Annotated in this window: 21 protein-coding genes and 3 pseudogenes; 10 read left to right on the forward strand and 14 right to left on the reverse strand. The window is 67.6% G+C overall.

The genetic code is table 11. From position 1 onward, the window contains the following. Nucleotides 1–18: 18 nt before the first annotated feature. The 3 genes from ACWDEN_RS32345 to ACWDEN_RS32355 form a co-directional block, all read right to left on the reverse strand. Entirely contained in the window at nt 19–1089 is a 1071-nt protein-coding gene (locus ACWDEN_RS32345; RefSeq protein ID WP_450861346.1) for a recombinase family protein, read from the reverse strand. A 165-nt stretch (nt 1090–1254) separates the two neighbouring features. Continuing rightward, nucleotides 1255–1539, reverse strand: a complete 285-nt coding sequence (locus ACWDEN_RS32350; RefSeq protein ID WP_450861348.1) for a helix-turn-helix domain-containing protein — start codon at nt 1537–1539, stop codon at nt 1255–1257. A gap of 497 nt (nt 1540–2036) precedes the next feature. Further along, nucleotides 2037–2213, reverse strand: a complete 177-nt coding sequence (locus ACWDEN_RS32355) for a hypothetical protein (protein WP_450861350.1) — start codon at nt 2211–2213, stop codon at nt 2037–2039. Between the two features lie 155 nt (nt 2214–2368). On the opposite strand from ACWDEN_RS32355, the pseudogene ACWDEN_RS32360 reads away from it, so the two are divergent. Then, nucleotides 2369–2636, forward strand: a pseudogene (locus ACWDEN_RS32360) (IS5/IS1182 family transposase); the annotation flags it as partial. Nucleotides 2637–3174: 538 nt separating this feature from the next. Here ACWDEN_RS32360 and ACWDEN_RS32365 read toward each other — a convergent pair. The 3 genes and pseudogenes from ACWDEN_RS32365 to ACWDEN_RS32375 form a co-directional block, all read right to left on the reverse strand. Further along, nucleotides 3175–3492, reverse strand: a pseudogene (locus tag ACWDEN_RS32365) (acyltransferase family protein); the annotation flags it as partial. Nucleotides 3493–3667: 175 nt separating this feature from the next. After that, a complete protein-coding gene (locus tag ACWDEN_RS32370) occupies nt 3668–4732 on the reverse strand; it encodes an alpha/beta hydrolase (protein ID WP_351606349.1) in 1065 nt (354 codons plus the stop codon). A 101-nt stretch (nt 4733–4833) separates the two neighbouring features. After that, on the reverse strand, nt 4834–5799 hold the full coding sequence (locus ACWDEN_RS32375; protein ID WP_450861352.1) for an alpha/beta hydrolase: 966 nt from the start codon (nt 5797–5799) through the stop codon (nt 4834–4836). 174 nt (nt 5800–5973) lie between these two features. Here ACWDEN_RS32375 and ACWDEN_RS32380 point away from each other — a divergent pair, with 174 nt between their 5' ends. The 3 genes from ACWDEN_RS32380 to ACWDEN_RS32390 all read left to right on the forward strand — a co-directional run bounded on the left by ACWDEN_RS32380 (nt 5974) and on the right by ACWDEN_RS32390 (nt 6901). After that, the gene (locus ACWDEN_RS32380) at nt 5974–6432 is read left to right on the forward strand and encodes a MarR family winged helix-turn-helix transcriptional regulator (RefSeq protein ID WP_450861354.1); all 459 of its coding nucleotides are present in this window, start codon (nt 5974–5976) and stop codon (nt 6430–6432) included. 164 nt (nt 6433–6596) lie between these two features. Further along, the gene (locus tag ACWDEN_RS32385) at nt 6597–6719 is read left to right on the forward strand and encodes a hypothetical protein (RefSeq protein ID WP_351606443.1); all 123 of its coding nucleotides are present in this window, start codon (nt 6597–6599) and stop codon (nt 6717–6719) included. Beyond that, nucleotides 6716–6901, forward strand: coding sequence for a hypothetical protein (locus tag ACWDEN_RS32390; RefSeq protein WP_351606444.1), 186 nt, complete (start codon nt 6716–6718; stop codon nt 6899–6901). The genes ACWDEN_RS32385 and ACWDEN_RS32390 overlap by 4 nt, the downstream gene beginning before the upstream one ends. On the opposite strand, the pseudogene ACWDEN_RS32395 reads toward ACWDEN_RS32390, so the two are convergent. From ACWDEN_RS32395 to ACWDEN_RS32425, 7 genes and pseudogenes are all read right to left on the reverse strand, one after another. Then, nucleotides 6833–7255, reverse strand: a pseudogene (locus tag ACWDEN_RS32395) (hypothetical protein); the annotation flags it as partial. The gene ACWDEN_RS32390 and the pseudogene ACWDEN_RS32395 overlap by 69 nt on opposite strands. Nucleotides 7256–7952: 697 nt before the next feature. Next, nucleotides 7953–9062 (reverse strand): alpha-hydroxy-acid oxidizing protein, encoded by a 1110-nt coding sequence (locus tag ACWDEN_RS32400; RefSeq protein WP_450861394.1) that lies wholly within the window; start codon nt 9060–9062, stop codon nt 7953–7955. 120 nt (nt 9063–9182) lie between these two features. Then, a complete protein-coding gene (locus tag ACWDEN_RS32405) occupies nt 9183–9980 on the reverse strand; it encodes a class II aldolase/adducin family protein (protein ID WP_351606437.1) in 798 nt (265 codons plus the stop codon). A 104-nt stretch (nt 9981–10084) separates the two neighbouring features. Continuing rightward, nucleotides 10085–10963 (reverse strand): alpha/beta fold hydrolase, encoded by an 879-nt coding sequence (locus tag ACWDEN_RS32410; RefSeq protein WP_450861356.1) that lies wholly within the window; start codon nt 10961–10963, stop codon nt 10085–10087. Beyond that, the gene (locus tag ACWDEN_RS32415; protein WP_351606357.1) at nt 10960–11562 is read right to left on the reverse strand and encodes a TetR/AcrR family transcriptional regulator; all 603 of its coding nucleotides are present in this window, start codon (nt 11560–11562) and stop codon (nt 10960–10962) included. Before ACWDEN_RS32415 ends, ACWDEN_RS32410 begins: the two co-directional genes overlap by 4 nt. Nucleotides 11563–12121: 559 nt before the next feature. Next, nucleotides 12122–12565 carry a winged helix-turn-helix transcriptional regulator gene (locus tag ACWDEN_RS32420; protein ID WP_450861396.1) on the reverse strand — a complete coding sequence of 148 codons (444 nt, stop codon included), beginning with the start codon at nt 12563–12565 and terminating at the stop codon, nt 12122–12124. A gap of 159 nt (nt 12566–12724) precedes the next feature. Next, the gene (locus ACWDEN_RS32425; protein ID WP_450861358.1) at nt 12725–13555 is read right to left on the reverse strand and encodes an enoyl-CoA hydratase/isomerase family protein; all 831 of its coding nucleotides are present in this window, start codon (nt 13553–13555) and stop codon (nt 12725–12727) included. A gap of 434 nt (nt 13556–13989) precedes the next feature. On the opposite strand from ACWDEN_RS32425, the gene ACWDEN_RS32430 reads away from it, so the two are divergent. The 4 genes from ACWDEN_RS32430 (at nt 13990) to ACWDEN_RS32445 (ending at nt 17793) form a co-directional block, all read left to right on the forward strand. Beyond that, a complete protein-coding gene (locus ACWDEN_RS32430; protein WP_351606365.1) occupies nt 13990–14697 on the forward strand; it encodes a maleylpyruvate isomerase family mycothiol-dependent enzyme in 708 nt (235 codons plus the stop codon). 285 nt (nt 14698–14982) lie between these two features. Continuing rightward, nucleotides 14983–16068 (forward strand): alpha/beta fold hydrolase, encoded by a 1086-nt coding sequence (locus tag ACWDEN_RS32435; protein ID WP_351606367.1) that lies wholly within the window; start codon nt 14983–14985, stop codon nt 16066–16068. A gap of 392 nt (nt 16069–16460) precedes the next feature. Further along, the gene (locus ACWDEN_RS32440; protein ID WP_450861360.1) at nt 16461–17189 is read left to right on the forward strand and encodes a molybdopterin-dependent oxidoreductase; all 729 of its coding nucleotides are present in this window, start codon (nt 16461–16463) and stop codon (nt 17187–17189) included. Then, nucleotides 17131–17793, forward strand: a complete 663-nt coding sequence (locus tag ACWDEN_RS32445; protein ID WP_450861362.1) for a cytochrome b/b6 domain-containing protein — start codon at nt 17131–17133, stop codon at nt 17791–17793. Before ACWDEN_RS32440 ends, ACWDEN_RS32445 begins: the two co-directional genes overlap by 59 nt. Before the next feature lie 80 nt (nt 17794–17873). Here ACWDEN_RS32445 and ACWDEN_RS32450 read toward each other — a convergent pair whose 3' ends face one another. After that, nucleotides 17874–18815, reverse strand: a complete 942-nt coding sequence (locus ACWDEN_RS32450) for an AraC family transcriptional regulator (RefSeq protein WP_450861363.1) — start codon at nt 18813–18815, stop codon at nt 17874–17876. 110 nt (nt 18816–18925) lie between these two features. On the opposite strand from ACWDEN_RS32450, the gene ACWDEN_RS32455 reads away from it, so the two are divergent. Both ACWDEN_RS32455 and ACWDEN_RS32460 read left to right on the forward strand, forming a co-directional pair. After that, nucleotides 18926–19768: an NmrA family NAD(P)-binding protein gene (locus ACWDEN_RS32455; protein ID WP_450861365.1), complete on the forward strand. Its 843-nt coding sequence runs from the start codon at nt 18926–18928 to the stop codon at nt 19766–19768. A gap of 78 nt (nt 19769–19846) precedes the next feature. Continuing rightward, nucleotides 19847–20269, forward strand: coding sequence for a VOC family protein (locus ACWDEN_RS32460; protein ID WP_351606378.1), 423 nt, complete (start codon nt 19847–19849; stop codon nt 20267–20269). Nucleotides 20270–20552: the final 283 nt, after the last annotated feature.

Below are 20552 nucleotides of genomic sequence, written 5' to 3' on the forward strand. Positions count from 1 at the left end.
CGCCCCACGCCCTTGCCGTCAAAACTCGTGAACATCCGACTCCTTATAGCGATACGGAATCGAGGGCCTCGACCTGACGGTCGCGGTCCTCGTTGCGTGGTCGTACGCGATCGTGATGCCCAGAGCCTCGTAGAGTGGCTCTTTCTTCTCGGCGTCGGCGGCTTGGATGCGTTGAGCGATGTCTCCGAACCTTTCAGTAATCGCCCGGATCTGGTCTGCCGTGAGGGGTGGTTCCTTCCTTCGGGTGCCGGTGGGCAGGGCGTCGAGCTTCTTCTGTGCCGCTTCCCTGTCGCGTTGCGCGTCGTTGATCCACTGGGTGACGACGGCTGGGTCGGCTCCAGAGTCGAGGGCGGTCTGGTAGCGGGCGAGGCGCCGCTCGCACTCCTTGATCGCCTGGCGGGCTTGAGCCTGCTCGGGGGTTTGTGGCTGTGCAGAGCTTGCCGCGATGCCGGCCTGGCTGAGTGCGGTGATGGGGGCGGTGAGCCGGTCCGGGGCGAAGGCCCGAGCGATCCATGCGTCCAGTGCCCGGCAGATGATGTCTTCGCGCAGGTTGATGGTGCGCGGATGATCGAGCCCGGGGTAGAGGGCCACTTCCTGTTCCTTGTACTCGCATCGGTAGTAGACGCGGTCGCGGATCGCCGAGGGCTGCATCTTCCGTCCGCACAGAGTGCATCTCACCCGTCCTCGCAGGACGTAGGCCCGTCGGCTGCTTCGCCGGTTGGGGCGTTCCTGCCGCTGGTAGACGCGGGCGCGCTGCCTGCGGGCCCGCTGGGCGGCCTCGAAGAGTTCCTTGGGGATGAGCGGGGTGTGTGCGGGTTCGTTGGACCAGATCCACTCGTCGGTGGGGTTGTGGGTCATGGTGGTGCGGTGACCGAGGGTGACGTCGTCGATGTCGGTGAGGCGTTCTTCCTTGCGCTGCTTGTTCCACACCTCGTAGCCGTTGCAGCGAGGGTTGTGGAGGATCGCCCTGACGGCACCGGCCTGCCATGCCTTCTTCGCTGCCGGAGGGCTCCACGGGCAAGGCGCCTGCTCCCGCCGGGTGAGGCGGTCGCGGGTGTGACGCCACTCGCTTGGAGGGCTGCGGGGCACTGGACAGGTGGCGGAGCGGATGAGGCAGTGCGCCTCGATGCCGACGCATCGGACTTCTCGTCGCTTTTGTGCGCGGTGGACCCGTACGGTTCCCTCATCGAGTGGCTGCTGTCCGGGACTGGTTCAGCTGATCGGGGTGTGGCGAGTGTCTGCGCTACGGGTTCCTCACGAGTGCCGGGTTGCTCGAAAGGCGGGGCCGGGGCGGTGTGTGTGGCGTGCCACAGGTCCGGCCGCCGATCGGGGCCGTTCTTGATGCCCCCGGTTTCGGTGGGCCAGATTTCGCTTCTCGAGGGCGACGAGGGCCTTGAAGGTGCTGGAGCGGGCGATGTCGGCGGCTTGCGCGATGTCGTCGACGGTGGCGGAGTCGGTGAAGGTGACGAGTTGGGTGTAGAAGTGAATGACGGCGGGGGACAGCCCCGTCAATCGGTCGCTGATCGTGGTGTCGGACATGAAGAGGGCCTCGCTTCCCGAAGGGCTTGTGGAGTGAGGTCCCCGGCCGGGGCGCGGTCTCGGGGGCCGCTTGTGTCGCCGGCGCGTGCGCATCGCGAGTGTTCCGGACGGACAGGCCGATGCATGGGAACGCGGTGGTCTCCGTAATCCCGGTTGACGCGTCGGCCGCGACCATGGACGCTCGGACGCGGCCATGACGTCAAGCGTCGGTCAGCCGATCGTGTCCGCCCACATGATCGGCGCACTGATCGGAAACGGCTGGCGTCGAACGACCGTCGTCGCCCGAGTTGGGAGATCGACGACCCTGTTTGTCAGCTGGTTCTTCGTCTACTGGTGTTGCCGGGTTGATAGGCTGCTGACCAGCGGAAATGGCCTCGAAGTGGGGGAGCGGCCCTCTGGCTCGCGAACGGTCTGGATCTTGATCCGCGACCGCACCGGAAGGGGGGCTCTACCATCCGGAGAGCGTTTGGCCAGCCGGTCGAAGTCGGCCCGGAACTTCATCCTCGGTCTTCCGAGGCGAACTTCACCCGGTCCTCCCCGAGCTGCCGCTCGAGGACCATGAACTGGTGGCGCAGGACGAGAATCTCCGCGTCCTTGTCGCGGTCGCTCATCGGTAGCAGCCGCAGTGCGGCGAACGCGTTGGTGATGGTCAGGTAGGCGAGACGAAGCAACACGAGTGCTCATCCTGCCTCAGCGCCGAACAAGCCCCTGACCTGCATGGATGACATTCTCGGCAGGCGCAGAGTCCAATTGCCGGCCCATTCCGTCACAAGGAGCGGGCGTCGCCTTCGTCCTGGCGGCATGGACCACGAGACTCTCGGCCATACTCCGCTGGCTTGCGGGATCACCAAAGTCACGTCCCAGGCACTGCTCCGCCGGCCTGCCCAGCGCCGTGCTCGCGACGGAACCGTCAGTACCTTCGGCGTCGGCAGATCCGGCACACGATTCCCGAGCGGCGGGACCAGCGGGCCAACCGTAAGCGGCGCGGCAGCCGGGGCGGTCGCCCCGCTGGATTCGACCGGGCTCGGTACGCCCGCAGGAACGAAGTCGAGCGGACCATCAACGGGCTCAAGGACTTCCGGGCCGTGGCGACCCGGGCGGAAGCGGTAGGGGATTCCGCAAGCCGTACGCACGAGCGATCCTGGAGGTATGGCCCGCCGTCGGCACTGCTGCGTCTGCGGCGCCGTGCTCCCGAAGAACGCGATACAGCGGCGCCTGTACTGCGGCCCGGCCTGCCGGGCCCAGGCGTACAGGGACAGACAGGTCACCATACGGATCGGGGCACTGGGCGGGCTGCTGATGAGGGCCAGAGCCACCGAGGATGGCCACCTGCTGCGGCGGCTGCTGTGTCCGGTGTGCGGACGCATGACCTACGCGGCCGGGTCCCGACGCCGAGACGCCAAGTACTGCTCTGCCCGCAGTCGAGACCGTGCCTACCGGCGTCGGCAGCGTCAGTACCGTCACGTCAAGCCGTCGGAAAAGCGAGCTGTACCGACGGGTACGACGCCCTGACCCCACGCAACGAGAAACCACTGCGCGACCCGGCTGACCGCCGCCGCCAGTGACCCCTGTCTGACCTGCTACGAAACCAAGATCAATCTCACCGATACTGGCTGTTCCGTCGGTCCAAGGCCGGTAGAAGCGCCGCAACGACAGCGAGCCGGTCGGCCCGGCCTCCCGGAGCAGGCCCGAGGTGATGAGGAAACCGGAGATGACGAAGAACACGTCGACTCCGACGTAGCCGCCGGCAATGAACGGGATTCCGGCCTGCGCGAGTACGACGAGCGTGACGGCCAGCCCGCGCAGCCCCTGGATGTCGTGCCGGACGGAAGGATCCGTCGGACGGCCGCCAGGCGATGCGCTCGCATCGCGCCCGCGCCGTGGCCACCCCTTGGCCTGCAGGTCGGGCTCACTGTCTCGCAGCAGGCGGGAGGCCGTGGAGTTGTGCGTCATGCCCTTGGACTGTCCGCCGGGCGGAGGGTGTCCCTGCGATGCGGAACACGGATCCATGCCGATGAGACGGGCCGGAACTTGACGGGGCGTGCGGACAGGCACGGGATGCTCGGGAGTGTGGGGCCGGCCTGTTGGGTCGGCCCCACACTCTCCGACAGGGGGCAGGCATTGCGTGTCAGTGGAGCGTGTTCCGCAGGAAGGTGTTGGCCTGGGCGACCGCTGCCTGGGCGGCGTTGGTGTTGCGCAGGGCGTTGAGCATCGCGAAGTCGTGGATGGTGCCGTTGTAGCGCACGGCGGTCACGTCGTTGCCGGCGGCGCGGAGCTTGGCTGCATAGGCTTCGCCCTCGTCGCGGAGCACGTCCGCCTCGTCCGTGATGACCAGTGCCTTCGGCAGTCCGCTGAGCTGATTGAGGGTGGCGCGCAGCGGGGATGCGAGGATCTGGTTGCGGTCCTTGGTGTTAGGGGCGTAGGCGTCCCAGAACCACTGCATGGCCTTGCGGGTGAGCCATGGGCCGCCTGCGAACTCGCGGTAGGAGGCGTCGTTGAAGGCGGCGTTGGTCACCGGGTACAAGAGGACCTGGCCGCGCAGCTTCGGCCCGTGCTGTTGCTTGTCCATGAGACTGACAGCGGCGGTCATGTTGCCGCCGACGCTGTCGCCGGCGAGGGCGATCCGGGAACCGTCGACGTTGATCTCGTTGCCGTGCTCGGCGACCCACTTGGTGGCGGCGTAGGCCTGCTCGATGGGGATCGGGAAGTGCGCTTCGGGGGCGGGTGTGTAGTCGACGAAGATCACGGCAGCGTGTGCGCCGTTCGCGATCTGCCGGACCAGGCGGTCGTGGGTCCCCTCGTTGCCGAGCACCCATCCGCCGCCGTGGAAGTACATCACGACCGGGAGCCTTCCGGTCGCTCCGGCGGGCCGGACGATGCGGATCGTCACCTTGCCGGTGGGGCCGATGGGAAGAGTGCGGTGAGAGACGTCTGCCGGGGGCAGCGGAACAGGGCCGGACTGCGCGGCGTCCAGGGCCTTACGGGCTTCGGCGTACGACAGGGTGTAGATGGGGGGATTCTTGGCCGCCGCATCGGCGAACACCTGGGCGTCGTGCTCCAGCACGACCGAGGAGTGCCCACTCGACGAGCCGGGGGAGGCGAGAGCGTTGCCGGCCGCGACGATTCCTGCGACGAAGGGGACGGTCGCGGCGAGCGCGATCTTACGGCCGATGCGGGGGGAGGGTGCGGACATGACGGAATATCTCCTGGTTGTACGGGGTGCGGTCGGCGGCGTGCCTTGCGGTCGAACGCTTGCTGGCTGCAGATGGATCAGATCGGGTGGGTGCTGCCTGGTCAGTTGGTGCCCAGAACGTCGCGCAGCGTGGTGATGGCCTGGGTGATGGCGGCCTCGGCGGCGTGGGTGCCGCGCAGGGCGTTGAGCATCACGAAGTCGTGGATGATGCCCTGGTAGCGCACCGCCGTGACCGGGACGCCGGCCTCGCGCAGCTTGTTGGCGTAGGCCTCGCCCTCGTCGCGCAGCACGTCGGCCTCGCCGGTGATGACCAGCGCCGGGGGCAGACCGGTCAGCTGCTCGGTGGTGGCGCGCAGCGGGGACGCAGTGATCTGGGCGCGCTCACTTTCGTCGGTCGTGTACTGGTCCCAGAACCACTGCATGGCGTCCCGGCGCAGGAAGTAGCCCTCGGCGAACTGGTGGTAGGAGCCGGTGTCGAAGCTGGCGTCGGTGACCGGGTAGAACAGCACCTGCTGCACCAGGGGGACGTCGCCGCGCTCCTTGGCCATCAGGGTCAGCGCCGCGGCCATGTTGCCGCCGACGGAGTCGCCGGCCACGGCGATGCGGGTGGCATCCAGGTTTTTCGCGGCGCCGTCGGTGACGATCCAGCGGGCGACGGCGTAGTTCTGTTCGATGGCGACCGGGTAACGGGCCTCCGGAGACAGGTCGTACTCGGGGAAGACGACGGCGGCCCGGGCGCCGACGGCCAGCTCGCGGACCAGGCGGTCGTGGGTGTGGGCGTTGCCGAAGACCCATCCGGCGCCGTGGATGTAGATGATCACCGGCAGCACGCTCTGAGCGTCGGCGGGGCGGACGATGCGGGCCTTGACCGATCCGGTGGGACCGCCGGGGACGGTCACCCACTCCTCGGCGATTTCCGGCTTGCTGATCTCGCCGGACTGGACCTCGTCGACGGTCTTGCGGCCTTCGACCGGCCCCAGGTCGAACAGGTACGGCGGGTTTGCGGTGGCCTCGGCGAAAGCTGCGGCGGCAGGCTCCAGCACCGGGCGGGTGGTGGTCTCGGACATGGGGCGCTCCTCATGGGGAATGGCGGCGGGCGGTAGGGCCGGCCGTCCGGGTGGGCTGACTGGAACAGTACTGCACGCTTTAGTCGTGCACAACTTAATCTAGCGCTACATAATCGTGAGCGCCTGGAAGGGTAGAATGGGGTTCGCTGATCATTCGATGTGAGGACCGGAGCCATGGACGAGACCGGGCACCAAGCCGCTGAGCCGGGCTCGCTCCTGCTCCAGGACCAGCTGTGCTTCGCCTTGTACGCCGCCTCGCGGGCGGTCACCGTCCGCTATCGGCCCCTGCTGGACGATCTGGGCCTGACCTACCCGCAGTACCTGGTCATGCTGGTGCTGTGGGAGCAGGACTCCATATCCGTCCGTGAGCTGGGCACCGCGCTCCAACTGGAATCCAGCACCCTTTCTCCGCTGCTCAAGCGCCTGGAAGCCGGTGGCCTGATCCGCCGTGAACGACGCGCCGAGGACGAGCGGTCCGTCTCCATCCACCTCACCCCGGCTGGTGCGGACCTTCGCGATAAGGCTCGTCCCGTCCCTGCGGCCATCGGCGAGGCCATGGGACTGACTCTTGCGCAGGACGCCATGGCCAAGCAGTTGCTCCGCCTGCTCACCAGGAACGTCACCGGCACTTGAGCTACCGGGCGAGCGAAGCTTGTGGGGTGTCTCTGCATTCATCGTCGAAGCACCTGGCCTGCGGCGCGGGAAAAATCGCCCCACAATGCGGGAAACGATCTACACAGAGGTTGCATCGGCCCTGACCAGGGAATTCCGTCGGTGCCCCCTGTTCCCCGGCCGACTTGGTGGCCACCACCGCCGAGAACGCCGGCATCCGCAAGACCGCTACCGGCGACCTGCCCGCCCCGCCCGCGAACGTCGCGAAGTTGCGGCCCCGCGCCGCCCGCATCCTGCCCGACGCATGACCCGCGCCTACGTCACCGATGAGCAGTACGAACGCTGCGTTGGCATCGTCCAGCGGCGCGAGTTGGCCCCGGCCTTGATGCGGCCGATGCCGGTTGAAGTGGCGCGCGTAGTCGTTGAGGACCTTCTCGGCGTGGCCGCGGTCGAAGATCGGGAGCCGGTCGGTGCACTCCTCGCGTGCTGAGCGTGCGAACTGCTCGGTGCGGGGATTGCAGTTGGCGGAGCGCGGAGGGATTTTGGTGACGTTGATGCCCTCGCTGGCGAAGACGGCGTCGAGGCTGGCGGTGAGCTTCGTGTCCCGGTCGTGGATCAGGTGAGTGAAGTCGGATGCGCGGTTGCTGAGTTGCCATATCAGCTGTCGGGCCTGCTGGGTGGCCCAGGCCGCGGTTGGGGTGCGCGATGGCCCCGAGGAGGTGGACGGTTCGGGTGCGGACCTCCATGACGAACAGCGGGTACAGCCGCTGCAGGCCGACCGTGTCGACGTGGAAGTAGTCGGGGCGCGGAGGCCGTGGGCCGGGCCTTGAGGAAGGCGGTCCACTCAACGCGCGCCGATTGTGGGCGAGGGGCCGGCCCGAGGCCGGCGGTGCGTGGGGTGCGGCGGACGGTGGCCGGGCTGGGCCTTGTGCCCGAGACGGCGGAGTTCGCCGTGGACACGCCGGAAGCCCCATCGCCGGTTCTCGGTGCCGAGCCGGACGACCAGGTCGCACAGCTCGTCGGGTAACGGCGGGCGTCCCGGCGAGGCTGGTTGTGTCCGCTTGTCCTTGATCAGACGTTGGTGCCAGGCCAGGAGGGTGCGCGGGGAGACGATCCGATGCTGGCGTAGCGCCCGTGGGAGGAGTCGGGCGAAGGTGGTGAGCAGTGCCCGGTCGGGCCAGGTGGGCTTGGGGGGCCGCGACCTGTCCGCGCAGTACCGCGACTTCGTGTCGCAGGATCAGTATCTCGGCCTCCTTCGCCGCGGAGGATCGGGACAGCAGGACCAGCCACGCGAAGATCCGCGTGGCGATCAGGCGGAGCATTCGTACGAGCACAAGGTCCGATGGCGCCCGGATCGGTCCGTGGAGCGTCGCCCCAGGTCACGGTCTGTGCAGCCATTCTGAAGCCGTACGGGGTTCCGCGGCAGCCCATGGCCAGGGCGACGCCGCAGGCGCGTACGGCGTCGGAAGCCAGGACCTTTGGCGGACCTGTACGACCGGGAAGCCACCGCGCGCGTGGCTGGCACAGGCTGAACAGCTGGGTCACGGACGTCGCCGCAAAGCCGAGGGGCTGAGGTCTGCGATCTTCGGGTAGCCGTCGACCGCCATGAGGAGGTCAGCCTCCGCAAGGAGGGATCGCAGCACGTGGATGATGCCGTCCTCGCCGCCCAGTGCCAGCCCGTAGACGTAGGGCCGCCCCACCGCTACCGCTCGCGCGCCCAGCGCCAGGGCTTTCACAACATGGTCCCCGGAGCGCACACCCGAATCGAAGATCACCGGAGTCTCGCCTGCGGCTTCGACGACATCCGGCAGCATGTCGAGTGAGGCAAGGCCACCGTTGGCCTGGCGTCCACCGTGGTTCGAGCAGTAGATCCCATCGACACCGCCGTCGATGGCCCGTTGGACGTCCTCGGGATGCATGATTCCCTTGAGGATCAGCGGCAGGTCGGTCATGGAACGGAACCAGGCGAGATCGTCCCACGTCAGGCGCGGGTCGCCGAAGGTCATTGCCCAGGATCTCACTGCGGCCTGGAGGTCCTCTTCCGGGGGCTTGGCCAGCCGGGACCTGAAGACCGGGTCGCTGAAGTAGTTTTCAAGGGCCAGCCCTCGCAGCTGGGGGAAGTTCGAGCGGCTGAGGTCGCGAGGCCGCCACCCCGGGATCCAGGTGTCCAGCGTGACGATGATCCCCTTGAAACCCGCCTGCTCGGCCCGGTGCACCAGGCTCTCGGCAAGCTCCCGGTCATTCGGGGTGTAGAGCTGGAAGAAGCCCGGGGTGTCACCGAACTGGGCAGCGACATCCTCCATCGGGTCGACCGTGAGAGTGGAGGCGATCATCGGCACGCCAGTCCTCGCCGAGGCTCGCGCCACGGCCAGGTCACCGTGGCCGTCCTGCGCGCACAGGCCGATCACACCCACGGGCGCCATCAACAGCGGGGACGGGAGGGTCAGCCCGCACAACTCGATGGACAGGTCGCGCTGGGCTCCGTCGACGAGCATCCTCGGGATCAGCCCCCAGTCGTCGAACGCCGAGACGTTGAGGTCCTGAGTGTGCTCGTCGCCCGCCCCGCCGGCGACGTAGGAGAGGAGCCAGGGGTCCAGCGCCTTGGATCCTCGCTCCTCCAACTCCGCGTAGGTCATCGGCATCTTCGGCATGATGCCGGCGAGCCCGTTGAGGTAGATATCGAACTGGTAGTCGCCAAAGTTCGACACGTGGTTTCCTGCCTCCTCCTGGTCGGTTCTGGCCCGGCTGGCCGGTCTTGCTCGGTCGGAGCCTCAGTCGAACAGGTCCGGCGAGGAGGCGATGATCTGGTCCCACAGCGGACGGAACTGGAACCAGCCCGCGAGGGGCCCGCCGATCTGGGTGCGGACCTGCTCCGCGGTCTCCCGGTCGATCTCGTCGGGGGTGCCGGCGGCCATGGCCAGGAGTTGCGCCTGGCACGACCGTTCCATCGTGATGAACCACCACGCGGCGGCGGCAACGGACTGACCGACAGTCAGCAGGCCGTGGTTCTTCAGGATGACGGCCTTCGCCGAGCCGAGTGCCTCGCCGATGCGGCGCCCCTCGTCGGCATCGCTCACGACTCCGCGATAGTCGGCGTAGAGGCCTTGGTCCTCGAAGAAGGCGCAGGCGTCCTGGGTCAGTGGTGCCAGCGGGATTCCGAGTGCTGAGAACGCCTTGCCGTGGAGGGAGTGCGCGTGTGCGGCGGCGACGGCGTCGGGGCGGGCCTTGTGGACCTCGGCGTGGATGCAGAAGGCGGCACGGTTCACCGGGCGCTTGCCGTGCAGCAGATTGCCTTCATGGTCGACACGGACCAGGTCGGAGACCTTGATCTGATGGAAACTCATCCCGAAGGGGTTGACCCAGAACGTGTCGGGGAACTCGGGGTCACGGGCAGTGATGTGCCCGGCGACCCCCTCGGAGAAGCCCAGCTTGCCGAAAACCCGGAAGGCGGCGGCGAGTTCCTGCTTGCGTACTTCGCGCTCCTCTTCGACCGAGAGCCCCGTGGGCGGGAGCGGGAGATCGAAGTCGTCGGGGATCGGGCCGATGTTGGCCCGGATCAGGTCGAGCATCTCGGGGGCGTGGCGCTGCTGCGTGATCGTCATGGTCTTCGTTCCTTTCGATGTGTGGAGACGTGGTCAAGCCGTGAGCGCGGTGACAGGGATCCGTGCGGACTTCAGCCGTTTCCTGCCGTGGCGAGGATCAGTGAGGCGACGCGTTGCGGCGCCTCCAGCGGGGGCCAGTGTCCGACGTCCGCAAGGGCGTGGAGTGTCGCGTTCGGCATGCGTTCGGCGATCAGCTCGGCGATGTGGGCGCCCGCGACGGGGTCGCGCAGGCCCCAGATGAAGGTCTTGGGCAGATCGCTGGTCTCCATGGCTTCCACCCATCGGTCGCGGTGGGCAGTCCGGTCGGTGATGTAGTGGATCAGCCGGTGGGAGTTCAGGTGGCCGTCACCGTGGCTCATGCTCTTCCACATCGCTGCTGCGTCGGCGCTTGGGTCGTAGTGCTCGGCGAATGTCGGTGAGAGGGCGGCGGCCATGAGTTCGCCGGTCAGTGCTGCGCTGAGCTGGGGGCCGGTTTCCGGGTCGAGCAGCGCCGTCTGAGCCGCTTCCGGTCGGTGGAGTTCGGGGTAGATGCCGCCGTTCAACAGCGTCAGGCTCGTGATCCGACTCCTCAATGACCCGTCGGCGCTGCGCGCGAGCAGCTCCTGCGCCACGGTGGCCCCGTAGTCGTGCGCCACCAGATGCGTCGAGGTCACCGCCTCGCGCTGCCACAACGCGACCACCAGGTCGGCCTGCTCGTGGATCGAGTAGTCGTGATCGGCCGGCTTCTCGCTCGCGCCGAAGCCGAGGAAGTCCGGTATGAGGAGGGTGTGGCGAGCGGCGAGAACAGGTACCGCCTGGGCCCAGTCATGTGACGAACTGGGGAACCCGTGGAGCAGGGTCATCACGGGGCCGCTGCCGATGCGGCGGACGAACACCTGGCGGGGGACTCCGGCGACGGCGAGCGGGACCAGTTCCCCTTCGGACCACCATTGCTCGATACTGGCCGTCATCGGAGCCCTCCGAACAGTGCGGGCAGGAACCGGCGCTCCAACTCGCCGTGCGGGAGCGCTGCCGGTTCCACCAGGCTTTGTGCGAGTCCGCCTTCCCGGACGGCGACGACGAGGCGCAGCAGCATGTCGAGATCCGTCTCGGTCACCTTGCTCGGTGTGGTGGCGAGGAGTGGTGCGAGCAGCTCCGCGATTGCCGCCCGGATCGCAGCGTCGTGGCGGGCGAGGGCTTTGGCCGCCTCGGGGTTGCGGATGGCGTGGAGCGTGAACTCGGTGGAGATGAGGAACCAGGTTCGGGTCTCCTCGTCCACGACGCTCGCCAGCTCGATGAACGTGGCGACCGGTTGCTCGGAAACGACGGCTTGCTCCACCGCCTCACCGAGCTGTTTGAGGACGATCTCGGAGCGTCGAGTGAACAGCGCAAGGAAGAGTTCATCCTTGGATCCGTAGTTCGAATAAAACGCGCCGGTCGTGTAGCCGGCCCGTGCGCACAGCTCCGCGATCGAGACACCGTGAAACCCGCACTCGGCGAACGCCTGCTCGGCTGCGTCGAGCAGGCGCTCGTTCGTCTCCCGTCGTCTCTTGGTCACGCGTTGTGTCATGCATCCCACCTGTTCGCGTCAAGGCGCTCGACGATGCCGGATAGTGCTCCCTATCGGATAGGTACTTCTATCCGATAGGGAGCACTATCCAATGAGGGTGGCGGTGACGCAAGGCCCTCGACGGCAGTGTTCGCGGCCGAGGACGCTCTTCGAACCGAGCAGGCTGCATCGGGCCAGGTAGTCCGCCTGTCGGCGCAGCCGGTCACGGTGAGGGCGTGTTCGGGCGCTGTCACGTGTCGGTTGTGTGGATGTCTGACGGTGCGTCGAGGCGTGGTGCGGCCGGGTTCCGACTCGCTGCTCAGGCTGTGGTTGTGGTGGGCCGACCGACCGCGCCGATGATGTGCTCCCAGATCGCGAAGCGGATGTTCATCACGGCTCGGCGATCGGGGGGCGGTCATCAGGTGACGGCGGGGCTGGACGCGCGGGGAGATGCCGTTCAATGTGGACAGGAACCGCTTGGCCCGCCCAGCCGGCGGAGCGGAGGCGGTGTTGACACTCCCGATCACGTTGGCCGTGCGGGCGAATCGGCAGATCCGCGTCGGAACAGCAGGTACTGCGACTAAAAAGACCAAGCAGCGTGAACGCGCGACGAAGGGCCCTCGCGGATCTCGACATGGTGAGCATTCAGCGCGGCTGACCGTTCGGTCCGGATGGACGTGGGCAGTGGCGCTCCCCCCGCTGGCAGGGCGGCAAGGACGATGAGTAGCTCCTCGCCGGCTGGTGTGAGGTGGTATCTGATGCGGTTTCTGATGCCGGGCTCCTGGTAGGTCTGCTTTCGCAGGACTCCGGCGTCCACCAGCTTCTTTAAACGGGTGGTGAGGAGGTTGGATGCGACTCCCAGTGCCGACTGGATTTCGGTGAAACGGTGTCTTCCACTGAAGATCTCGCGGATGATCAGCAGGCTCCAGCGCTCGCCGAGTACTTGCGAACTGCGTTGTACGGAGCACCACGGTTCGTCGGATGCCGTACCTTCCGCCCTTCTCGTCGGCCGACCGGACCCCAGGTCGGAGGCTGCCCAGGGTTCGGCCGGGACTGGTTACGGCGATCTCGGAGAGGCGCTGTCCGGGCTGTGGTTTCCACGTCGCCTGGCGTGCTCACTCATGCCGGACTTCGCCGGCTTCGGTGAGGGCCGGGTCCCGCTCTGGGCGCTGTGTTGCAGGTGTCAGTTTCGGTTGCTCTCTGCGACCTGCTTGCCGAGGTCGAGTTCGATGCCGTCCGGCTTCTGCAGGCCTCCTTCGAAGAGGCGCCGGACGCGGTGTTCGTTCTCGGGCCGTCCTACCGTTTGGAAGTAGGCGGACAGGGCGGATCCGAACTCTTCGTCCGGAATCCGGGTGCTCTCGTCGATGAGGGCCTTGGTTCCGGCTACGGCGACCTTGTCGAACCCTGCGATACGGCGGGCGAAGGCATCGACGAAATCGTCCAGCTCGCCCTCGGGGAGGACGCGATTGACGTAGCCGTATTCTGCCGCCAGTTCCGCTGGGAAGTCGTCGGCCCCGAGCAGGATCTCCATCGCGCGGTCTCGGCCCACCAGCCTGGCCAGGTGCCCCGTCGCGTTTCCGCCGGGCACGGCCCCGACACCGACCTCGAACTGCCCCAGGATCGCGCGGTGTCCGGCGAAGCGGATGTCCGTTGCCAGCACGAACTCACTTCCCGCTCCCCGGGCGCGTCCCTTGATCGCGGAGATCGTGACGGCCGGAACCCTGCCGAGGCGGATGAAGTTGTCGGAGTAGGGGTGGAGTCCTGTGGGGCCGGGCTTCATGGCGGCTATGCGCGCTTTATCCGCCAGGAAGTCGAAGTGCGCCATGAAGAAGTCGGGGTTGTCGCTGTCGAAGACGACCACGGTCAGGTCAGGCGCCTGCTCGATGCGGTCCACCAGAGCGGCGAGCTGCTCGATGGTGTCCACGTCAATGAGGTTGATCGGGCCGTTGGAGAAGGTCACCTTCCAGTAGGACGGCGATGCTTCGGCCACGTGGAACTGCTGTGCGTTTGTCATGCGCCGCAACGTAGCTGACTATAATTTTAAAAGTCAACCCTGGCGGACGAAGGGTTGCCATCGATCGACTGCGTTTGCCTGCGGCGGAGATCTGACACCCCGTGCGGCTTGGCGCTGGTCCTGCCGGTCGCACGCTGCGGGCGCGGCTGACCGGTGTCGAAGTGGCGGAACGAAACCTCGGCCGGATCGAACGGGGGAGTCGGAGGTTGCCCTCCGTGCCCGCCACCGAGCTCACCGGGAAGGTCTGACTTGCAAAATACTAGCCTGCCGTGCATGCTTCCTTTCGGCCTCAGGGGCGGTGTTCACCCGATCGCTTCCTGAAAGCAGGTCTCGTTCCCTGGCGGCCGAGGCAACCGCCGTCATCAGGTCCCGCCTTACCGGAGGTCACCGTGAATCAGCCCCCCGCTCCGCTGCCTCTCGCTACCGGCACGTATTTGGCCACCCTGCGTAAGGAGGCGGCCGCACTAGAGCAGTTGCTGCGCGTCGCGGATCCGGCCACCCCGGTGGCCACCTGTGGCAGTTGGAGCATGCACGACCTGGGCATCCATCTGGGCCAGGCGTCCCGCTTCGCGGCGGCCCTGCTGCAGACCGGGCAGTTGCCCGGCGAGCAGTTCGCCCCGCCGGCCGGGCAGGAGATCGCCGACTGGTACGCCGGGGGCGCGGCCGCAATCCTGGCCACCCTGGAGGAGACCGACCCCACCACACCGGCCTGGGCGTTCGGCTTTGAAGACGCGGTGGCGGCGCTCTGGTTCCGCCGTGTTGCCCAGGACACGGCGGTCCACCTGGTCGATGCCCAGCTGGCCACCGGCGCCGACGTGCACGTCGATCCGCTGATCGCAGCCGATGGCATCGATGAGGTGTTCGCCGTGATGGTTCCCAGGGTCTGGCGCAGCGGCGAGCAGAAGCCGCTGCCGGCACCCGTGGCGCTTCACACCACCGACACCGGACACAGCTGGCTGATCCAGCCCGGCGACATGCCGCAGACCCTGCCGGTGGACTCGGGGCCCGCAGCGGCCACGGTGAAGGCTCCCGCAGCCGAGCTGCTACTCGCCCTGTGGAAGCGGCAGCCCGCAAACCCGGAATGGATCAGCGGTGACATCGCCGCGGCCAACGCCCTGCTGACGGCCACGTTGACACTCTGACCGCCCCTGCTCTTCCGTCGTCGGCACCCCCAGCTGTCCCGGGGGGAACCGGAGCACGAAGCCGTGTGCGCAGAACCGGGCGACGGTCCGCCGGACCGCGTCCGAGAACGGCGCCGACAGATCAAGACTCGTGGATTCCACAATTCTGTGCCTAACAAGTCCGGACCTGCGCCGTAATTCTGCTGTTTCCCGGCGCAAGGCGCATCGCGGGACGAACCGAGTGGACAGACACACCCGTCCTTCGGCGTCTCGCCTTTACATCCCAAACAACCAAAGGGGTCTACCGTGTTCGAAAAGCTGCCGCTGCACTCCCGGCGGAAATTCCTGGCCACCTCGGTCGCAGCGGCGGCCGCGGCGACCGCAGGATCCCTCAGTGTGCTCCCCGCCCAGTCGGCTGCGGCAGCCGAGGCGGGATCCCGCCGCGGATGGCCGGCAGGCAGCAGCGTGAACGGCCTCGGCAGCGTCTCGCAGGCGCCCAATCTCCCGGCCGGGTTCACCGACACCTTCACCAGCCGGTTCATCCAGGCCAACGGAATCCGCCAGCACGCGGTCATCGGCGGCCACGGCCCGGCCCTGCTGCTCGTCCACGGCTGGCCCGAGACCTGGTACGCCTGGCGCCTGCTGATGCCCACCCTGGCCAAGGATTTCACCGTCATCGCCGTCGACCAGCGCGGCATCGGCCTGACCGACAAGCCCCAGGACGGCTACGACACCGCCACCCTCGCCGACGACCTGGCCGCCCTGATGGACGAGCTCGGCCACCAGCGGTTCGCCGTCGTCGGCCACGACACCGGAATGCCGATCGCCTACGCCCTGGCCGCCGACCACCCGGAGCGGGTCGACCGCCTGGTCGTCGCCGAGGCGCCCCTCCCGGGCATCAGCACCTCGCCGCCGGCCTTCGGCCCCGAGTGGCTGAACGACCGGATCTGGCACATCGGCTTCAACCGCCTCGCCACGATAAACGAGCTGCTCGTCAGAGGACGGGAAGGCATCTTCTTCGGCTTCGAGTTCGACATCAACGCTGCGAAGAAGCTGCCCGACTACGCCGTCGACTACTACATCAGCACCCTTGCCTCCGACCGCGACGCGCTGCGCGGCAGCTTCAGCTTCTACCGCGCGTTCGACACCACGCTCGCGCAGAACCTGGAACGCCAGAAGTCCGGCTTGCTCACCATGCCCGTCCTGGCAATCGGCGGAGCGCTCAGCATTGCCGACGGAGCCGGGGTCACCATGAAGGCTGCTGCACACGACGTGCAGACCGTGGTCATCCCCGACACCGGCCACTGGGTCGCCGAAGAGGCACCCGAGCAGATGCTGGCGGCGCTGACCCCGTTCCTGGTCCCTTACCGCGCAGCGCACACCGCCGCCTGATCCGGGGTAAAGGACCGGTTCGGGCCTCTCTGCACATGACCCGGTCCAACGGGGCCGAGCGGGGCGCGCCCTCGACCCGCTCGGCCCCACCGGCCACGTGCACTTCCCCGGCCCGGGCACCTCGGACGTCCCGATCGCAACCGCGTGCGACCTGAACCCCAAGGCCTTCGTCCGTAACCAACTTCCAACCCGCAGCAGAGCAAGACACGTCTTAAGCGAAATGCTCCCACAGTCCCGCAGTCGTGTGCGTTTGATGAAACGCAGGTGCTATCCCATGACGGGCACCGGCAGGGACCCGCGCTACTCGTTGCGGGCTAACCGCAGTGAACTCTGCCGACCTGCTCATCGCCTGTTTTCCTTGGGCCGCGAGTATTCCAACAGGAATGACTGAAATGACTGACCAGCACAGTGAACCGGATGCCGGCGCACCCATAGCCAGACGCGTGATGCTCGCGACGTTCGGTATCGGCGCAGCCGGCATCGCCGCCGCGCCCTCCCTTCAAAGGGGCTGGGACAGCGCGCTCGGTGCGGCATCGCAGTACGACCCCACCAAACTCACCGAACTGCTGCCCAGCCCGGGCGGCTTCCGCTACTACAGTGTCGCCGACTCGGTGCCGCACAAGGACGCGACGAACTACCGGTTGACCGTCGACGGCCTCGTCGACCGCCCCAGAATCTACGCACTTGACGAGCTGCAGGCCCTTCCGCACACCAGGGTGGTGCACGACGTGCAGTGCACCGACGGCTGGGGGGTGCCCGACACCCCCTGGGAAGGCCCCCAGCTCTCCACCATCCTTGACGCTGCCGGGGTTCGTGCCGAAGGCAAGGCGATCCGCTTCACCTGCTTCGACGGTGTGTACAGCGAAAGCCTCACCCTTGAACAGGCACGCCGTCCTGATGTGCTCGTGGCACTGAAGATGCAGGATATGCCCGTCACCTACGAGCATGGCGGTCCGGTACGCCTCTGCGTTGCCCCGATGTACTTCTACAAGTCCGCGAAGTGGCTCTCCAAAATCACCGTCACCGACCGGGTGATACCCGGCTACTGGGAGGTGAACGGATATGACGTCGACGGCTGGCTCCCCGGAGCCGACAAGAGAAGCGGCGCATCCACGGTCTGAGCCCCCTGGCCGCATCCACCGGTTCGGTCGTGCGCAGCGTCTGGCCCACCGCGCTACCAACTGGCTGATGCTGCTCTGCGTGGCAACCGCAGCCTGTCTGTACTTCCCGCCCCTCTCCGAGCTCGTCGGTCGCCGCCACCTGCTCGTCACCGCCCATGAGTGGACGGGAATCCTGCTGCCCGTACCATTCCTCCTCGGGCTCACCTCATCCGATTTCCGTCGTGATCTGCGCAACCTCAATCGCTTCGCCGAATACGACTGGCGGTGGCTGCGGGCTGTCCGTAAGCGCCGGACCTCACCGCGCTCCCGCCCGGCCGGCAAGTTCAACGCCGGGCAGAAGCTCTACGCCGGGTGGATCGCCGGGGCCGTACCGGTCATGATGATCACCGGCCTGCTGATGTGGTTCACCAACCTCCTGCCACCGATCCCGCGCACAAACGCGATCTTCGTACACGACTGGGTGGCGTTGACGATTGGTCTCGTCGTGGTCGGGCACATGCGACTGGCGTGCAGAGACCCGGAGGCGCGGCGCGGCATGCGGACGGGGTACGTCGACCTCGCCTGGGCAGCGAGGCACCATCCCAAGTGGGTGGGCAGAGACTGACGGCGTCCACGAACTCGGGCCGAAGGGCTGGGAGGCGGCCGCAGGGCGCCGCCTGTCAGGACGGGAAATTCCGGTGACGCTCACGGGCCCTGGTGGGTGTTGGTGAGCAGTCGTGTCTCTGCGGTCGCTCGTTCCCTCTGCCGCCAGGTTCCGGGTGGTTCTCCGTGGTGGCGGCGGAAGGCGGCGGCGAAGGCGAAGGGTGAGCCGTAGCCGACGGCGTCGGCGATCTGGGGCAGGGTGAGATCGTCGGCGCGCAGGTGGTCGCGGGCGATGGTCATGCGCCATTCGGTGAGGTACTGCATGGGGGCCTGACCGAGTGCCTCCCGGAACACCCGCGCGAAGGCGGCGCGGGACAGGCCGCTGATCGCGGCCAGTTCGGGGACCGTCCACGGGTGGGCCGCATTCTCGTGCATGGCCTGTAGCGCGGCGGCAAGGCGCGGGTCCGCGGCTGCCCGGTACCAGCGGGGCGCGGTCGTGCTGCGGCGGAAGTCGCAGCGGATGGCCAGGACGAGAAGCAGGTCCAGGAGGCGATCCAGGACGATCTGCTGGGCGAGTTCGTTCCGGACCAGCTCGCGGGAGATCAAAGTGATCACGTCCCGCAGGGGATCGTCGTCGGCCGCCGATAGGGTCAGCACCTGGGGCAGTGCGTCCAGCAGCCCGCTGCCGACCTCGCCGGAGAACTGGTAGGCGCCGCACAGGAACACCGTGGCCTGCGGGTTGTCGTCGGGGCTCGTCCGGGCGTGGCAGGCCCGGAACTCCTCCGGCTCGAGGCATGTGGCGCCCGGCTCATTCCCGATGTAGTGGTGCGGCCCGCCGCGCACCAGCGTGACGCTTCCCGGTATGAGCTCCACGGCGCTGCCGGGGGTGTCCAGCCAGAGGTAGCCGCGGCCACGGACGACGGTGTGCACCGACAGCGGTGTCGAACCGCCAAGATGCAGTCCCCACGGTGGTTCGGCGACCGTCCGTGCGAACACCGCGCCGGTGGCGCGCGCCCGCACCAGGTGGTCAGACAGCAGGTCCATGGGATCAGCTTGGCCAGTAGGAGTATCAGGGTCAAGGCGCGAGAGCATCAAGTAAAGAATCGAGCGGAACACGCATGGAGTGTCTTGCTCAGGACTTCTAGCGTGGAGTCATGAACAACGAAACACGCCCCACCGCACTCGTTCTGGGCGGCACCGGTCGGACTGGTTCGCTGCTGGCCGAGGGCCTCGCCCAGCGAGGGGTCGCTCCCCGTACCGCGGCACGCACCGGAGCGGACGTCCGGTTCGACTGGGACGACCCGGCCACCCACTCCGGCGCCCTGACCGGCGTCGACCGCCTGTACCTGGTGACACCTACCATGCGCGTCAGCTACGCCGACCAGGTCGGCGCCTTCCTGGACCTCGCCGAGGCGGCCGGCGTGCGCCACGTCACCTATCTGAGCGTCCACAACGCCGACCAGGCGCCGGCCGGGATCGACATCGCGGCCGTCGAGGCCGACCTGGCCTCCCGGCCCGGCATCACCCACACGGTCCTGCGCCCCGCATGGGTGATGCAGAACTTCGCCGACGACCACGTCCCGGTCATCGGCGGAGTGATCACGGCCCCGAGCGCCGGCGGCAGGGAGGCCTTCGTCGACGCCTCCGACATCGCGGCGGCCGCGGCCGAGACGCTGCTCGACCCCGAAACCCACGCCGACGCCACCTACTCGCTCACCGGCCCGCAGGCCCTCACCTTCCGCGAGGTCGCGGGCACTATCGCTGCCGTGAGTGGCCACCCCGTCGCCTACCACGACATCGACCAGGAGGCATGGATCTCCGGTGCGCTCGCCGCGGGTGTCCCCGCCGACTTCGCCGTGATCATGCGCTGGCTCACCGACGCCATCATCGCGGGCAGTGGAGCCACGCCCACAGGCGACATCGAGAAGGTCACGGGGCGGCCGGCCACCACGTTCCGCGCGTTCGCCGAGCGCCACGCCCACGTCTGGACCTCGTAAGGGCCCGGCGCCGCCCCGGTGGCACGAGAGACGAAGCAAGCCCGCTGACTGCGGGACACATCCGAAGGAGACACCACAATGATTGATCACGTGTACATCTCGGTGAGCGATCTCAAGCGCTCAAGCGCCTTCTATCTCGCGGCGCTCAAGCCGCTTGGGTGGAAAGAGATCGGTTCCTACGAATCGGACACTCCGGGTGTCCCCAGCCTCTTCGGACTCTGCGATCAAGTCTATGGATCGGGTAAAGCTGTCGGTGCCAGCATCTGGCTGCGTGAGCGGCAGCCAGGTGAGACCGGCCTCTACCTCGGCCTCGTCGCCGACAGTCCGGCCGAAGTAGACGCTGCGTATTCTGCCGCCCTGGCCGCCGGCGGCCAGGATGACGGTGGAGCGGGTCCGCGTCCGCACTTCGGCCCCGGATACTACGCCGCGAACGTCACTGACCTCGACGGCAACCGACTTGAGATCGTCAACAAGACCATCAATCCAAAGCGCCCAGCCTGACAGGTAGTTGCCTCCTCACCTTGTGCGAGAAGTGCAGCCGGATGAAATGCGCCGACTTGCTCGACCTCCGGCTGCACTTCCGAGTGCCCCAGCTGCGAAGGCCACGCGAGTACGGCGAGATGCACATGCAGTCGGCCGGCCGTGTTGGTGACCGTGCGTAAGCGTGGCGCTGGAGAAGTGGCTGGGTGCGGCGTGGTCAGGCCGCCTGGCCACAGTTGTTCGCGCCGGGACCGTCGCCGCGCAGCGGGCTGAAGTCGACATCCAGGGACGGGTCGTACGCCTC

Source organism: Streptomyces sp. NPDC001153 (genome assembly GCF_053598315.1).